The 14,408-nt window shown below is 73.1% G+C and carries 15 protein-coding genes; 13 read left to right on the top strand and 2 right to left on the bottom strand.

Translation table 11 applies throughout. The features are described 5' to 3' along the window. Positions 1-121: 121 nt before the first annotated feature. Positions 122-691, bottom strand: a complete 570-nt coding sequence (locus ACZ466_RS06790; protein ID WP_378285975.1) for a hypothetical protein — start codon at positions 689-691, stop codon at positions 122-124. Between the two features lie 84 nt (positions 692-775). Next, positions 776-1,363: a hypothetical protein gene (locus tag ACZ466_RS06785; protein WP_378285974.1), complete on the bottom strand. Its 588-nt coding sequence runs from the start codon at positions 1,361-1,363 to the stop codon at positions 776-778. A gap of 154 nt (positions 1,364-1,517) precedes the next feature. Between ACZ466_RS06785 and ACZ466_RS06780 the strand changes: the two genes are divergently transcribed. From ACZ466_RS06780 to ACZ466_RS06720, 13 genes are all read left to right on the top strand, one after another. Beyond that, positions 1,518-2,723: a sensor histidine kinase gene (locus ACZ466_RS06780; RefSeq protein ID WP_378285973.1), complete on the top strand. Its 1,206-nt coding sequence runs from the start codon at positions 1,518-1,520 to the stop codon at positions 2,721-2,723. Continuing rightward, the gene (locus tag ACZ466_RS06775) at positions 2,711-3,376 is read left to right on the top strand and encodes a response regulator (RefSeq protein WP_378285972.1); all 666 of its coding nucleotides are present in this window, start codon (positions 2,711-2,713) and stop codon (positions 3,374-3,376) included. Before ACZ466_RS06780 ends, ACZ466_RS06775 begins: the two co-directional genes overlap by 13 nt. Further along, on the top strand, positions 3,373-4,206 hold the full coding sequence (locus ACZ466_RS06770) for a DUF4097 family beta strand repeat-containing protein (RefSeq protein ID WP_378285971.1): 834 nt from the start codon (positions 3,373-3,375) through the stop codon (positions 4,204-4,206). Before ACZ466_RS06775 ends, ACZ466_RS06770 begins: the two co-directional genes overlap by 4 nt. 406 nt (positions 4,207-4,612) lie before the next feature. Continuing rightward, positions 4,613-5,641, top strand: coding sequence for a methionine ABC transporter ATP-binding protein (locus tag ACZ466_RS06765; RefSeq protein WP_378285970.1), 1,029 nt, complete (start codon positions 4,613-4,615; stop codon positions 5,639-5,641). Next, on the top strand, positions 5,638-6,294 hold the full coding sequence (locus ACZ466_RS06760; RefSeq protein ID WP_378285969.1) for a methionine ABC transporter permease: 657 nt from the start codon (positions 5,638-5,640) through the stop codon (positions 6,292-6,294). Before ACZ466_RS06765 ends, ACZ466_RS06760 begins: the two co-directional genes overlap by 4 nt. A gap of 84 nt (positions 6,295-6,378) precedes the next feature. After that, a complete protein-coding gene (locus ACZ466_RS06755) occupies positions 6,379-7,185 on the top strand; it encodes a MetQ/NlpA family ABC transporter substrate-binding protein (RefSeq protein WP_378285968.1) in 807 nt (268 codons plus the stop codon). A 141-nt stretch (positions 7,186-7,326) separates the two neighbouring features. Further along, the gene (locus tag ACZ466_RS06750) at positions 7,327-8,283 is read left to right on the top strand and encodes an STM4015 family protein (protein WP_378285967.1); all 957 of its coding nucleotides are present in this window, start codon (positions 7,327-7,329) and stop codon (positions 8,281-8,283) included. Positions 8,284-8,384: 101 nt separating this feature from the next. Beyond that, on the top strand, positions 8,385-9,323 hold the full coding sequence (locus ACZ466_RS06745; protein WP_378285966.1) for an STM4015 family protein: 939 nt from the start codon (positions 8,385-8,387) through the stop codon (positions 9,321-9,323). A 31-nt stretch (positions 9,324-9,354) separates the two neighbouring features. Further along, positions 9,355-10,302 (top strand): STM4015 family protein, encoded by a 948-nt coding sequence (locus tag ACZ466_RS06740; protein WP_378285965.1) that lies wholly within the window; start codon positions 9,355-9,357, stop codon positions 10,300-10,302. Beyond that, entirely contained in the window at positions 10,299-11,402 is a 1,104-nt protein-coding gene (locus ACZ466_RS06735; protein ID WP_378285963.1) for an STM4014 family protein, read from the top strand. Before ACZ466_RS06740 ends, ACZ466_RS06735 begins: the two co-directional genes overlap by 4 nt. Beyond that, the gene (locus ACZ466_RS06730; RefSeq protein ID WP_464043016.1) at positions 11,390-12,190 is read left to right on the top strand and encodes an STM4013/SEN3800 family hydrolase; all 801 of its coding nucleotides are present in this window, start codon (positions 11,390-11,392) and stop codon (positions 12,188-12,190) included. Before ACZ466_RS06735 ends, ACZ466_RS06730 begins: the two co-directional genes overlap by 13 nt. Beyond that, positions 12,187-13,482, top strand: a complete 1,296-nt coding sequence (locus tag ACZ466_RS06725) for an STM4012 family radical SAM protein (protein WP_378285961.1) — start codon at positions 12,187-12,189, stop codon at positions 13,480-13,482. Before ACZ466_RS06730 ends, ACZ466_RS06725 begins: the two co-directional genes overlap by 4 nt. Beyond that, on the top strand, positions 13,482-14,333 hold the full coding sequence (locus tag ACZ466_RS06720) for an STM4011 family radical SAM protein (RefSeq protein WP_378285959.1): 852 nt from the start codon (positions 13,482-13,484) through the stop codon (positions 14,331-14,333). The genes ACZ466_RS06725 and ACZ466_RS06720 overlap by 1 nt, the downstream gene beginning before the upstream one ends. Positions 14,334-14,408 lie beyond the last annotated feature (75 nt).

The following is a 14,408-nucleotide window of genomic DNA, read 5'->3' as shown; positions in this document are numbered from 1 at the left end:
AACGTCCCGGCAACCTTCCGGTAACGCGCGGCCCCTAACCTCTCCGGCACCCGCCGAAAGGTTCCCCGTGCATCCCGTTAGCCCGGCCCGCCGCCTGGTCCATCGCCCAGGTCGCCGACGTTCAGGCGCGGGCCAGGGTGTAGTCCAGGTCGAGGGCGTCGAGGATGGCGCCGTCCAGGGCCAGGGCCTCCACGACGGGCGCGCGGCGGGCGCCCCAGACCACGACGGTGTGACCGTGTGCGGGGACCTCCAGCATCCGGTTGCCCACGCGCAGGTGGCTGGCCTCCGCCGCGACCCGGAGGCGGGCCTGGCTCACCCACTTGGCGCCCCAGGGGAGCAGCCGGTTGGCGTTGCGGACGGTGCGGCCCGTCCCGTACCGCTGCAGGTGCCGTCCGCCCAGTTCGGCGGCCGAGCGGCGGGCGAGGGGCTCGTCGAAGGCCGAACCGCCGGCGCCGCCCAGTTCCATCCACTCGCCGTCGCGGCGGTGGAACATCCAGCCCTCGATGAAGGGAGGGAGCCCTCCTGAGACGCCCCCCGGCCGTCTTAGGAACGTGACAACGGCGATGTCACCGTCGACGTCGAGGCAGAGCGGCAGGAACCCCCGGCCGTCGTCGAACCCGGCGGCGGTGGGCTCGGGGAGGCCCTCCCGCAGCAGCCGCACACACTCCGCGTGCACCTCGTGGTCGTTCATCCGGTGACCTCATGATCAGGCAGGCAGGGGAAAGGGCCCTCCCGCAGAGAGGGCCCTACGTCGGATTCACTCTAAAGGTCTGGGTCACTCGGTTTCATCCGTCTCTCTGACTCCCGTCGGCTCCGGATATGCCGGGAGTGGTCGCAGCGACCGGACGGCAGGGTGCCCGGCGGGGTTCGGCCCGCGGGTGCGGGCCTTTTCCGGCATGTCCGGATCACGGGTCAGCGCGCGCACCGCCAGCGTCGCGCACAGCCCGGCGACGGGCAGTTCCACGCCGGCGGCGAGGGCCAGCGCGGCCGTCCGCCCGGGCCCTGCGGGAGCGGTGGTCACGTCGAACCAGGCGTCCATGACCAGGAGCGACGCGGTGGCCGCGGCGGTCAGGCTGTGACGAACATCGCCCCGGGCCAGCAGCGTCCCGGTGGCGATCAGCCCGGTCGCGAGCGCCGCGTCCAGGCCGATCCACGCCGCGGACCAGTTGGACACCTGCGTCGTGGACGGCAGCCGCGCGGCCAGGACGCCCATCCACGGCACCAGCGCGGCCCCGCCGGCGACCAGCCCCCAGCCCGCGAGCCGCGTCCTCCTGTCGACGGGGTCCGCCAGACCCGCACGCCACTCCGGCCACTCGCGCCGCCGCCGGGACGGGCGGCGGGCTCCTAGGGGGGCGGCGACCATCGATGACCTCCTTGGCTCGGTTCCCCGTCAGCCTGTCGTGCGGGCGGGCCGCTTTCAGTAGCGCGGAAGTCCGTTTCGGGGGTGGCACTAGGTACAGCCCGGGGCTGCACCCCGCTGCATGGCGCGGTCCATTTCAGGGCAATACGGTTTGCCCATGGCGTCCCTCTCCCTGCTGCGGCGTGCGCGCGTGCACGCTCCGTGGTCGGCGGCGGCGTGGCGCGACACCGCGTTCGCCGCCTCCGGGGTGCCGCTCCAGTTCGGCGCCTGGGTGATCATCGGCGCGCCGTGGACGGTCTGGGAGCCGTGGGACGTCCTGCCCCTCCTGGCGCCGCTGGTGGTCGTGATCCTGGCGCACCCCTTCGCCGCGGCGCAGCGCGAGCGCTGCTGGGCGATGCTGGGCCTGCACGTCGCGCCGCCCGGGGAACGGCCCGGGCGCCTCCGCATGGACGGGCTCTGGCGGTCCCTCGCCTACCACCTGATCGCGGGCCCGGTCGTGGGCTGCGCGGCCCTGCTCGTCCTCGCCGCGTGGGCGGGCGGCGCCGCGCTCGCCGGGATCACCGCCTACGCCTGGACGCTCCCGCAGATCGGCCCGTACGGGCAGTGCGCGCTCACCGCGGCCGGCGTGCTGCTCCTGATCGCCGCGCCCTGGACCGCGATGGCGGTGCGGCGGCTGGACACCCGCGCGATCGGGCTGCTCCTCGGCCCGGACCGCGCCAAGGAGCTGGAGCGCCGCGTCGAGGACCTGGCCGAGAAGCGCGCCGGCGCGGTCGACGCCGCTGACATCGAACGCCGCCGCATCGAGCGCGACCTGCACGACGGCGCCCAGCAGCGGCTCGTCGCCCTCGCCATGAACCTCGGCCTGGCCCGCGAGACGCTGACCGGCGTCCCCGACGAGGCCATGCAGGTGATCGTCGAGGCGCACGAGGAGGCCAAGGAGGCGCTCACCGAGATGCGCGACCTGATCCGCGGCCTGCATCCGGCCGTCCTGGAGGACCGCGGCCTGGACGCGGCGCTGTCGGGGATCGCCGCCCGGGTGCCGCTGCCGGTGCGGCTGCGCGTGGACGTCCCGCGGCGCGCCTCGTCCACCGTGGAGGCCGTCGCCTACTTCGTGGTCTCCGAGTCCCTCGCCAACGTGGTCAAGCACGCCCGCGCGTCCGCGGTGGAGATCGACGTGGCGCGGCGCGGCGACGTGCTGCGGGTGACGGTCGCCGACGACGGGGTGGGCGGCGCCGACCCGGCCCGCGGGTCCGGCCTGGCCGGCCTGGGGCGCCGGGTCCGGTCGGTGGACGGTACCTTCCGCATCGTCAGCCCCGAAGGGGGACCGACCACCGTGACCGTGGAGCTGCCGTGCGCATTGTGATCGCCGAGGACTCGGTCCTGCTGCGGGCGGGACTGATCAAGCTGCTGGAGACCGCGGGGTTCCAGGTCCCGGCGGCGGTCGGGGACGCCGAGGCGCTGCTGTCCGCGGTGGAGGAGCACCGGCCGGACGCGGCGATCGTGGACGTCCGGATGCCGCCCGCGTTCACCGACGAGGGCGTGCGCGCGGCGCTGGTGATCCGGCGGCAGTGGCCCGAGGTGGCGCTGCTGCTGCTCTCGCAGTACGTGGAGGAGCGGTACGCCGCGGACCTGCTGGCCACCAACACCAGCGGGGTCGGCTACCTCCTCAAGGACCGGGTCGCGGACGTGTCCGCGTTCCTGGACGCGCTGCGCCGGGTGGCGGGCGGCGGCACGGCGCTGGATCCTGAGGTGGTCGCGCAGCTGCTCCTGCGCCGCCAGAGCGACCCGCTGGACCGGCTCACGCCGCGCGAGCGGGACGTCCTGGGGCTCATGGCGGAGGGCCGCTCGAACGCGGGCATCGCCGCCGCCCTGGTGGTGAGCGAGAGCGCGGTCGCCAAGCACATCAACGGCATCTTCGCCAAGCTGGACCTCCCGGACGCCGAGGGCGACCACCGCCGCGTACTGGCCGTGCTGCGCTTCCTCGGCGGCGGCGCGGGGAGCGGTGGGGACGCATGACGCGGACCGCTCCCCCGGCGCCGGGCGGGGGCGGGGAAGGACGGCCGCGGCGGCGCGGCATCTGGGTGCTGCTGGCGGTCGGGACCGCCCTGGCCGTGGTGATGCCCGCCGGGCTGCGCGTCTACGGGACGGCCATCCGCCGCACCGTCTTCGACACGGTGGTGCACCACCGCCCGGTCAGCGAGGTGGAGATCGACGCCGGGCGGGCCCGGGTGACGGTCGGGCCGGGACGGGCCGGCCAGGTCCGGGTCTTCCGGCGGCTGACGTGGGCGTTCAGCAGGCCGGAGGTGGAGCAGATCTGGGCCGGGGACGTCCTGCTGGTCCGGTTCACCTGCGAGGGGGACAAGGGGATCTACTCCGACATGGAGTGCGGCGCCGACCTCGACCTCCAGGTGCCGCCGCGGGTGCGGATCAGGGCCACGGCGGACTCGGGCGAGGTACGGGTCCGGGGCATCGAGGGCGATCTCCGGCTGGAGGCCCGGTCGGGGCTGCTGGACATGGCCGAGATCCGCGGCCGGGTCTGGGCGCGGGCGGCCTCGGGGCGGATCACCGGTACGGGACTGGCCGTCCCGGAACTGGAGGCCGAGGTGGGCTCGGGACGGATCGGCGTCGGCTTCGCCGTGCCGCCGCGGCGCGTGAAGGCGTCCGCGGGGTCGGGGGAGGTGCGGGTGACCGTGCCGCGAGGCTCCTACTACGGGGTGGAGGTCGAGTCCGGCACCGGGGACGTGCGGGTGGACCCGGCGCTGGACGACCGCTCGTCGCCGCGGACCATCGTCGCGAAGGTCGGCTCGGGCCCGGTCCGGATCGGGTACCACGGCGCCTCCGGATGACCGGTCGGCGTTGAGGCCACCGGGCTTGTGATCCTGTTCACGGCGGTGCCCGAGAATTTGCGTCAGCTGCGTGGGCCGGGTTTACTCATGGCATGACCGCCGTACGCCCCCGCCCCGCGCCGTGCCGCACGCGCGCCGTCCGGGACCTCGGGTGTACGCGCCGGCGGCGAATGTGTGGGTGCTGAGGGCCCCCGCCTGACCTCGCGCCCCGAAGCGAGCCGTTCACTCCGAGAATCACCGCCGCCATGAGCTTCCAGCGCCACCTTCTGAGCCACGCGCCGTACCCGCCCGGCCGCTCCTGAACCCCGGCGCGCCCCCATGCCCGGCCGGCCTGCCTGAACCGCCTGTCTGCGTGGTCTGCCCGGCCGCCCCCATCCCATCTGCCCGTCTGGACGGATGATTTCCTGTGATTCAGATCGAAAAACTCAGCAAGGTCTACCGCTCCCGGGGACGCGAGGTGACCGCCGTCGACGGCGTCGACCTCACCGTCCGCGAAGGTGAGATCTTCGGCGTCCTCGGCCGCAGCGGCGCCGGCAAGAGCACCCTGCTGCGCTGCGTGAACCTGCTGGAACGCCCCGACTCCGGCCGGATCGCGGTCGACGGCCGGGACCTGCTGTCCCTGGACGGCCGCGAGCTGCGCCGCGCGCGCCAGGGCATCGGGATGATCCACCAGCACTTCGGGCTGCTGTCCAGCCGTACCGTGGCGGGCAACGTGGCCTTCCCGCTGGAGGTCATGGGCGTGCCGCGGTCCGAGCGCGCCGCCCGGGTCGCCGAGCTGCTCGCACTGGTCGGCCTGGACGAGCACGCCCAGGCGCACCCCGCGCAGCTGTCGGGCGGGCAGAAGCAGCGCGTCGGCATCGCGCGTGCGCTGGCGGGCCGTCCCAAGGTGCTGCTCTCGGACGAGGCCACCTCCGCGCTCGACCCCGAGACCACCGCCTCCATCCTGGAGCTGCTGCGCGACCTCAACCGCCGCCTCGGGCTGACCGTGCTGCTGATCACCCACGAGATGGAGGTGGTCAAGCGGATCTGCGACTCGGCCGCGATCATGCGGCGGGGCCGCGTGGCGGAGTCCGGCCCGCTGCGCGAGCTGCTGCTGCGCCCCGGCTCCGAACTGGCCCGCGACCTGCTGCCGCTGCCCGACACCCCGCCGCACCCGGGCGCGGGGACGACCGTGGTCGACGTCACCTTCGAGGGCGACAGCGCGGACCGGCCGTTCGTGTCCTCGCTCGCCCGCACCTACTCGATCGACGTCAACATCCTGGGCGGCGCGGTCGAGCGGATCGGCGGCACCCGGATCGGCCGGCTGCGGATCGAGCTGCCCGGCGACCCCGACGTCAACGCCGCCCAGCTCGCCCACCTGCGCGAGGCCGGGCTCACCGTCGAGGTCCGCACCCCCGCCGACACCCCCGCCGCCGAGGAGGCGTCGCTGTCATGAGCTGGGACGAGATGGCGCCGCTGCTGCGCCAGGGCACCCTCGAGACCCTCCAGATGACCGTCTGGTCGACCCTGTTCACCGCGGCCGGCGGGATCCTGGCCGGGGTCCTGCTGATCCTCACCGCGCGGGACGGCCTGATGCCCTCCCGCCCGGTGAACGCCGTCCTCGGCCTGGTCGTCAACATCGGCCGGTCGGTCCCGTTCGTCATCCTGATGATGGGGATCATCCCGTTCACCCGGCTCCTGGTGGGCACCTCGATCGGCACGCAGGCGGCGATCGTGCCGCTGACCGTCGGGGCGATCCCCTTCTACGCCCGGCTGGTGGAGACCGCGCTGCGCGAGGTCGACCCCGGCACGATCGCCGCCGCCCGCGCGATGGGCGCCTCCCGGCCCGCACTGGTCCGCAAGGTGCTGCTGCGGGAGGCCGCGCCGGGCCTGATCGCCGGGCTCACCATCACCGTCATCGCGCTGATCAGCTACTCCGCCATCGCGGGCGCGATCGGCGGCGGCGGGCTGGGCGACCTGGCCATCCGGTACGGCTACCAGCGGTTCGAGACGCAGATGATGCTGGCCATCCTCGTGCTGCTGGTGCTGCTGGTGGCGATCGTCCAGTTGGTCGGCGACCTGTTCGTCCGGCGGCTCACGCACCGGTGAGGCTCACGCACCGGTAGGCCGCCGCGGCACCCGTCCACCTCCCCTCTTCCGCATCCCTCTTCACGAACGAGAAAGGCACTCCTCGTGCTGCGCAAGATCACCACCGTCCTCGCGTCCGCCGGGCTCCTGCTGGGCCTGGCGGCCTGCGGCGGGTCGGGCAACGACAGCGGGACCCTCACCGTCGGCGCCACCTCGGTGCCGCACGCCGAGGTCCTCACCTACGTCAAGGACAACCTGGCGGCCAAGGCCGGGCTCAAGCTGGAGATCAAGGAGTTCAGCAACTACGAGCAGCTGAACCCCGCCCTCAACGACGGCCAGCTCGACGCCAACTACTTCCAGCACCGCCCGTACCTGGCCGAGTCCAACCAGAAGACCGGGCAGAAGCTGGAGTTCCTCGCGGGCGTCCACCTGGAGCCGCTGGGCGTCTACTCCAAGAAGGTCACCAGACTGCAGGACCTGCCCCAGGGCGCCACCGTCGCGCTGCCCAGCGACCCGTCCAACCTGGCCCGCGGCCTGAAGCTGCTGGCCGACAACGGCGTGGTCACCCTCAAGCCGGGCGCGGGCGAGAGCGCCACCGAGAAGGACGTCGCCGGCAACCCCAAGGGCATCACGTTCCGTCCCACCGACGCCGCCGCGCTGCCGCGCCAGCTCGCCGACGTCGACGCCTCGGTCATCAACGGCAACTACGCCCTGGAGGGCGGCCTGACCCCGGCCAAGGACGCGCTCGCCATCGAGAAGCCGGAGAACAACCCGTACGTCAACGGGCTGGTGGTCAAGCCCGAGAACAAGGGCGACGCCGACATCAAGAAGCTGTCGGAGCTGCTGACCGGTCCCGAGGTCAAGAAGTACATCCAGGACAAGTACAAGGGCTCGGTCCTCCCCGCCGCCTGAGGCCGCCGCGAAGCCCCTGGACGCCCGCGTCCGGGGGCTTCGGCCTTTCCCCCGGAGGAAACCACTGATTTCAACCGTTTCGAGGAGGATGTCGCCGGCGACTGATAGGACGGTCCCCGAATCGAAGGGGAACCGATACCGATGAGCATCTACGAGCACCTCAGCACTTTCGCCGGACTGCGGGTGTGCGATTTCCAGCACGAGCACGAGGGCGACACCGTCCAGGAGCACTACAGCGGGGAGGAGGAGCCCGACTCGCCCGGAGAGGCCGCCTGGCGCGTGGGCAGCTGGTTCGAGGGCCCCTCCTTCGACGACCTCTTCGCCGCGTTCCTGGAGAGGATCGACACCACCGAGGTCACGCACCTGATCATCGGCTTCTGGGGCGCCGATTACGACGACGGGGCGGTCGACCCCGTGCCGGTGCTCGCCGGCGCCGCCGACCGCCTGCCCAACCTGCGCGCGCTGTTCCTCGGGGACATCGTGATGGAGCAGGCCGAGATCTCCTGGATCGAGCAGTCCGACATCACGCCGCTGTTCGCCGCGTACCCAGGACTGGAGCACCTGGGCGTCCGCGGGGGCGCGGGCCTCGCCCTCGAGCCGTTCCGCGCGCCGGCCCTGAAGACGCTGCGGTTCGAGACGGGCGGGCTTCCGGCCGGCGTGGTGCGGGCCGTCTGCGCCAGTGAGCTGCCCGTCCTGGAGCACCTGGACCTGTGGCTGGGCACCGCGAACTACGGCGGCGACGCCACCGTGGACGACCTGGCGCCGATCCTGGGCGGCGAGCGGCTGCCGTCCCTGCGCCACCTGGGCCTGGAGGACAGCGAGATCCAGGACGAGATCGCGGCGGCCGTCGCCGGCGCCCCGATCGTGGCGCGGCTGGAGTCGCTGAGCCTGGCGATGGGCGCGCTCACCGACCTGGGCGCCGAGTCGCTGCTGTCGGGGCAGCCGCTCACCCATCTCAAGCGGCTCGACCTTCACCACCACTTCCTCACCGACCCGGTGGTGAAGCGCGTGCACGCCGCCCTCCCCGGTGTCGAGGTGGACCTCGGCGACCAGCAGCAGAGCGACCGCGACTGGCGCTACGTGGCGGTCGCCGAGTAGCCGGGGCCGGTGGCGGGCGGCGTTCGGCGGCGGTATGTCGGCTCCGGCTGGTAGGACAGGTCCCGACGATCATCCGAGAGGGCTTCAGGGGTGGGAAGCGAATGACGATCAACAGCCATCTGACGGAGTTCGGCGGTCTCCCGGTGGCCGTCTTCGACGCCGAGACCGATCCGGAGACCGCCGAGCTGCCGCCGGCCGCGTCCCGCGCCTGGCGGGTCGACCTGAGCAGCGGCTGGCAGGAGGAGAAGGTCACTCCGGCGGTCCTCGACCGCTTCACCGGCGCGGTCGACTCCACCGCGGTCACCCACCTGATCATGGGGCACTGGGGCATCCAGGAGTACGGCGACCCCACGCCCGTCGAGGTCCTCACCGCCGCCGCCGACCGCTTCCCCGCGCTGCGCGCCCTCTTCCTCGGCGACATCGTCATGGAGGAACGCGAGATCTCCTGGATCGAGCAGTGCGACATCACGCCGCTGTTCGCCGCGTTCCCCGGCCTGGAGACGCTGGAGGTGCGCGGCGCCGAGGACCTGGGGCTCAAGCCCGTGCGCGCCGAGCGGCTGAAGAGGCTCCGGTTCGAGTCGGGCGGGCTTCCCGGCCAGGTCGTCCGCGGCATCGCCGCCTGCGACTTCCCGGCGCTGGAGCACCTCGACCTGTGGCTGGGCACGGAGAACTACGGCGGAAACGCCACCGTGGACGATCTCGCCCCGATCCTGAGCGGTGAGCGGCTGCCGTCGCTGCGCCACCTGGGCCTGGAGGACAGCGAGATCCAGGACGAGATCGCGGCGGCCGTCGCCGCGGCCCCGATCGTGGCGCGGCTGGAGTCGCTCAGCCTCGCCATGGGGACGCTCACCGACCGGGGCGCCGAGTCGCTGCTGTCCGGGCAGCCCCTCACCCACCTGGCCTCGCTCGACCTGAGCCACCACTACATGACCCCCGCCACGGCCGACCGCCTGAGGGCGGCGCTGCCAGGCGTCAAGGTCGACGTCGGCGACGGGCAGGACCCGGACGACGACTGGCCCTACGTCGCCATCGCCGAGTGACCCCCGTACGAAGACCACATCGAGGAAGTCGATGACGTTCAACGAGTACCTGGACGAGTTCGCCGGACTGCCGGTGGTGGGCTTCACCCCCGAAACCGAGGTCGACGAGGGGGAGGCGCTGCCCGACGACCGGGTCGCCTGGGCGGTCCGGGGCGACTGGGGCGACGAGTCGTACCCCGACCTGTTCACCCGGTTCATGGACGCCGTCGACACCACCCGGGTCGAGGCGCTGGTGCTCGGCTTCTGGGGCTGGGACGACGCCGACGGCCTCGGGGTCAAGACCCTGGTCGAGGCCGCGGACCGCTTCCCCGCCCTGCGGTCGGTCTTCGTCGGCGACATCCTCGACGAGGAGTACCACCTGTCCTGGATCCCGCACGGCGACCTGACGCCGCTGGTCGAGGCGTTCCCTTCGCTGGAGCGGCTGGAGGTGCGCGGCTGCGCGGGCCTGAACCTCAGCCCGTTCAAGAGCGACACCCTCAAGGCGCTGCGGTTCGAGTCCGGGGGCCTGCCGGCCGAGGTGGTGCGGGCGGTGGCGGCCAGCGACCTGCCCGCCCTCGAAGAGCTGGACCTGTGGTTCGGCGTGCAGATCTACGGCGGGCACGCGGAGGTCGACGACCTCGGCCCGATCTTCGAGGGGGTGCGGCTGCCCTCCGTCCGCCATCTGGGCCTGCGGAACGGCGAGTTCCAGGACGACATCGCGGCCGCCCTGGCGTCCGCGCCGATCGTGGCCCGGCTGGAGACGCTGGCGCTGGGCCTGGGGATGCTCTCCGACCAGGGCGCGGAGTCGCTGCTGGCCGGGCAGCCCCTCACCCACCTGAAGCGGCTCGACCTGAACTACCACTACGTCTCGGAGCCGATGATGGAACGCCTCCGGAAGGCGCTCCCGGGCGTCGAGCTCGACCTCGGCGGGGCGCGCGCCGTGCCGGCGGAGGGCTGGGAGGAATGGGAGGGCTTCATGTACGTCGCGGTCACGGAATGACGTCCGCCGCGTTCACCGTGATCGGCGCGCCCGGCGACCGGCGCACCGCGCTCTTCGCCGCCGCCTGCCGCGCCGCGGGCCTGCCGGGGCCGCTCGTGATCGGCTGGCACGACGTCCTCACCGCCACCTCCCTGGACATCGGGGCGGCGGGGGACGGGACGCTGGTACGGATCGACTCGCCCGGTGAGGACGCCGCCGTCGACGCCCTGCTGCGCGGCCCGGGGGAGCCGGCGCGGGTGGGCGGAGGCGCCCGCTGGTACCGGACGTTCACCGCGGGCCTGTCGCGCATCGCGGCCGAGGCGGACAGGGCCGGCGCGCGGCTGCTCAACGACGTGGACGACATCGCCGTCATGTGCGACAAACGGCGCTGCCACGCGCGCCTCCGGGCCGCCGGTGTGCCCGTACCGGAAGCACTTCCGCCGGTGTCCTCCTACGCCGAACTCCGCACCCGCATGGCGGAGGCGCGGATGCACCGCGTCTTCGTCAAGGCCGCGCACGGTTCGTCGGCCTCCGGCGTCATCGCGCTCCAGACCGCCCCCGGCGGCCGCGTCAAAGCGGTCACCTCCGCCATCCCCACCGGCTTCGGCTACGTCAACTCGCTGCGCGTCCGGTCGTACGAGACGGAGGCCGAGGTCGCCGACCTGGTCGACGCGCTGGCCCCCGACGGCCTCCACGTCGAGCGCTGGTTCCCCAAGGCGGCGCTGGACGGCCGCGTCCTCGACCTGCGCGTGGTCGTCGTCGCGGGCGAGCCGACGCACGCGGTCGTCCGGACGAGCCGCTCGCCCATGACCAACCTCCACCTCGGCGGCGCGCGCGGCGACCTCGGCGCCGTACGGCGGGCCATGGGCGAGGACTCGTGGCGGGACGCCCTCGACGTGTGCGCGCGCGCCGCCGCCTGCTTCCCCGGCAGCCTCATGGTCGGCGTCGACCTGCTCGTCCGGATCGGGTGGCGCGGGTACGCGGTCGGGGAGGTCAACGCGTTCGGCGACCTGCTGCCCGGCCTGACCGGTCTCCCCGGGAGCGGGGCCGAGGGGATCGACACCTACACTGCCCAGGTCAGAGCCGCCCTGTCAGGAAACCTCCCAGCATGTACGACATGAACGAGGTCATCGGCAGCCATGACCTGCTGCTGGTGACCCTCGACACGCTGCGCTACGACGTGGCGGCCGAACTCGCCTCCGCCGGGGAGCTCCCGACGCTCGCCGGACTGCTCCCGGGCGGCCGCTGGGAACGGCGCCACAGCCCCGGCAGCTTCACCTACGCCGCGCACGCCGCGATGCTGGCGGGCTTCCTCCCGACGCCCGCCCGGCCCGGCCCGCATCCGAGGCTGTTCGCGGCCCGCTTCCCGGGCAGCGAGACCACCGCCTCCGGCACCTGGACGTTCGACGCCGCCGACCTGCCCACCGGCCTCGCCCTGGCCGGCTACCACACGGTCTGCGTCGGCGGCGTGGGCTTCTTCAACAAGCTCACCCCGCTCGGCTCCGCCCTGCCCGCCCTCTTCGCCGAGAGCCACTGGGAACCGGAGTTCGGCGTGACCGACCCCGGCTCGATCGGCCACCAGATCGACCGGATCGCCGCGACGATCCGGCGGCTGCCGTCCACCCGCCGCCTGTTCCTCCTGCTCAACGTGTCCGCCCTGCACCAGCCCAACTGGTTCTACCTGGACGGCGCCACCCGCGAGCACGGCGACTCGCGGGAGAGCCACGCCGCCGCCCTCCGCCATGTCGACCGGCATCTGGACCGCCTCTTCGCGCTCATGCGCCGCCCCTGCTTCGTGATCGTCTGCTCCGACCACGGCACGGCGTACGGGGAGGACGGCCACACCGGTCACCGCATCGGCCACGAGGTCGTGTGGACCGTTCCGTACGGGGAGTTCGTGCTGACATGACCGGGCCCTACCAGGGATACGTGTACGCCTATCCCCACAAGACCGCCTACCGCCCCCTCGACCCCCAGCCGTCCCTCCGCGAGGTCTGGGCGGACGAGGACCGCGCTGCCCTCTTCCTCTACCTGCACGTGCCGTTCTGCGAGATGCGCTGCGGGTTCTGCAACCTCTTCACCCGTACGGGAGCGCCCGAGGAGCTCACCGGCGCCTACCTGGACGCGCTCGACCGCCAGGCGACCGCCGTCCTGGGGGGCCTGGGCGACGCCACGTTCGCCACGGCGGCGTTCGGCGGCGGCACGCCCACCTACCTGACCGCGTCCGAGCTGGAGCGGCTGTGCGACATCGCCGGCCGCTTCGCCGGCCTCGGCTCGATCCCGCTGGGCGTGGAGACCTCCCCGGCCACGGCCACGAGCGACCGCCTCGCCGTCCTCGCCGAACGCGGCGTCACCCGCGTCTCGATCGGCGTCCAGAGCTTCCTGGACGAGGAGGCCCGCGCCGCCGTGCGTCCACAGAAGCGCGCCGAGGTCGAGGCCGCCCTGGACCGCATCCGCGCCGCCGCCATCCCGACGCTCAACATCGACCTCATCTACGGCATCGACGGCCAGACCCCGGCGACCTGGCTGCACTCGCTCGACGCCGCCCTCGCGTGGGAACCCGAGGAGCTGTACCTGTACCCGTTGTACGTGCGTCCCCTGACCGGCCTCGGGCGCCGGGCGCGGGACTGGGACGACCAGCGCATGGAGCTCTACCGCACCGGCCGCGACCACCTCCTCGCCCAGGGGTACGAGCAGGTCTCCATGCGCATGTTCCGCCGCCCCACCGGGCCGGCTTCCGCCGCGTCGCCGCTCACCGGGACCGAGTACTGCTGCCAGACCGACGGGATGATCGGCCTCGGCTGCGGGGCGCGCTCGTACACCACCGGGCTGCACTACTCGTTCGAGTACGCGGTGGGCGCGACCCCGGTCCGCGCCATCATCGACTCCTACGTACGGGAGGCCGACTTCACCACGGCACGGGTCGGATTCACCCTGGACGACGGCGAACGGCGGCGCCGCCATCTCATCCAGTCGCTGCTCCAGGCGTCCGGCGTCGACCGCGCCGCCTACCGCGAACGCTTCGGCACCGACGCCGCCGCCGACTTCGACCTGGAGCCGTTCGCCGAGCGCGGCTGGGTGGAGGAGGATCGCGACGTCGTCCGGCTCACCCCCGAAGGACTGGCGCACTCGGACGCCATCGGGCCGGCGCTGTTCTCACCGGAGGTGCGGACCCTGATGGATTCCTACGAGGCGCGCTGATGGGGCACGGGCATCTCACGATCCTCTACCGCGGGCCGCTGGCGAGCTGCGACTACGACTGCCCCTACTGCCCGTTCGCGAAGCGGCGCGACACCCCCGAGCAGTTGCGGGCCGACCGCGCCGCCCTCGAACGCTTCACCGGCTGGGTCCGGGACCGGCGGCACGCGGTCTCGGTCCTCTTCACGCCGTGGGGAGAGGGCCTGGTGCGGTCCTGGTACCGGCGGGCGCTGGTCGAGCTCAGCCACCTTCCGCACGTGGAACGCGTCGCGATCCAGACGAACCTGAGCCACCGCGTCGACTGGACGGCCGAGGCGGACCTTTCCCGGCTGGCGCTGTGGACCACGTACCATCCCGGCCAGGTCCCCTACGACCGGTTCCTCGGCAAGTGCCGCGACCTCGCCGCGCGCGGGGTGCGGTTCAGCGTGGGCGTCGTGGGGCAGCCGGAGCATCTCGACGCCGCCCGCCGCCTCCGCGCCGACCTGCCGGGCGAGGTGTACCTGTGGGTGAACGCGGCCGAGGGGCGCACCTACACCGACGCCGAGGCCGCCGACTGGACGGCCCTGGACCCGCTCTTCGCCTACAGCCGCGAGCCGCATCCCAGCAAGGGCCTGCCCTGCCGTACCGGCGAAACGGTCATCTCCGTGGACGGCGAAGGGACGGTACGGCGCTGCCACTTCATCCCGACCGTCCTGGGCAACCTCTACGACGGCTCCTACGAGGCGGCCCTGCGCCCCCGCCCCTGCCCCGCCGACATCTGCGACTGCCACATCGGCTACGTCCACCTGGAACCCCTGCCCCTCTACGACGTTTTCGCCGGGGGCATCCTCGAACGCATCCCCCTGACGAGCTGAACGAGAGACCACGGCGGAAGGGCATGTGAAGCCGTGACCGCGCTCGGCTCGTGAGCGAGCATGGCCGGAAATGCC

The sequence above is a fragment of the Actinomadura rugatobispora genome (assembly GCF_055379765.1).
This window is presented reverse-complemented; position numbering and strand designations above follow the sequence as displayed.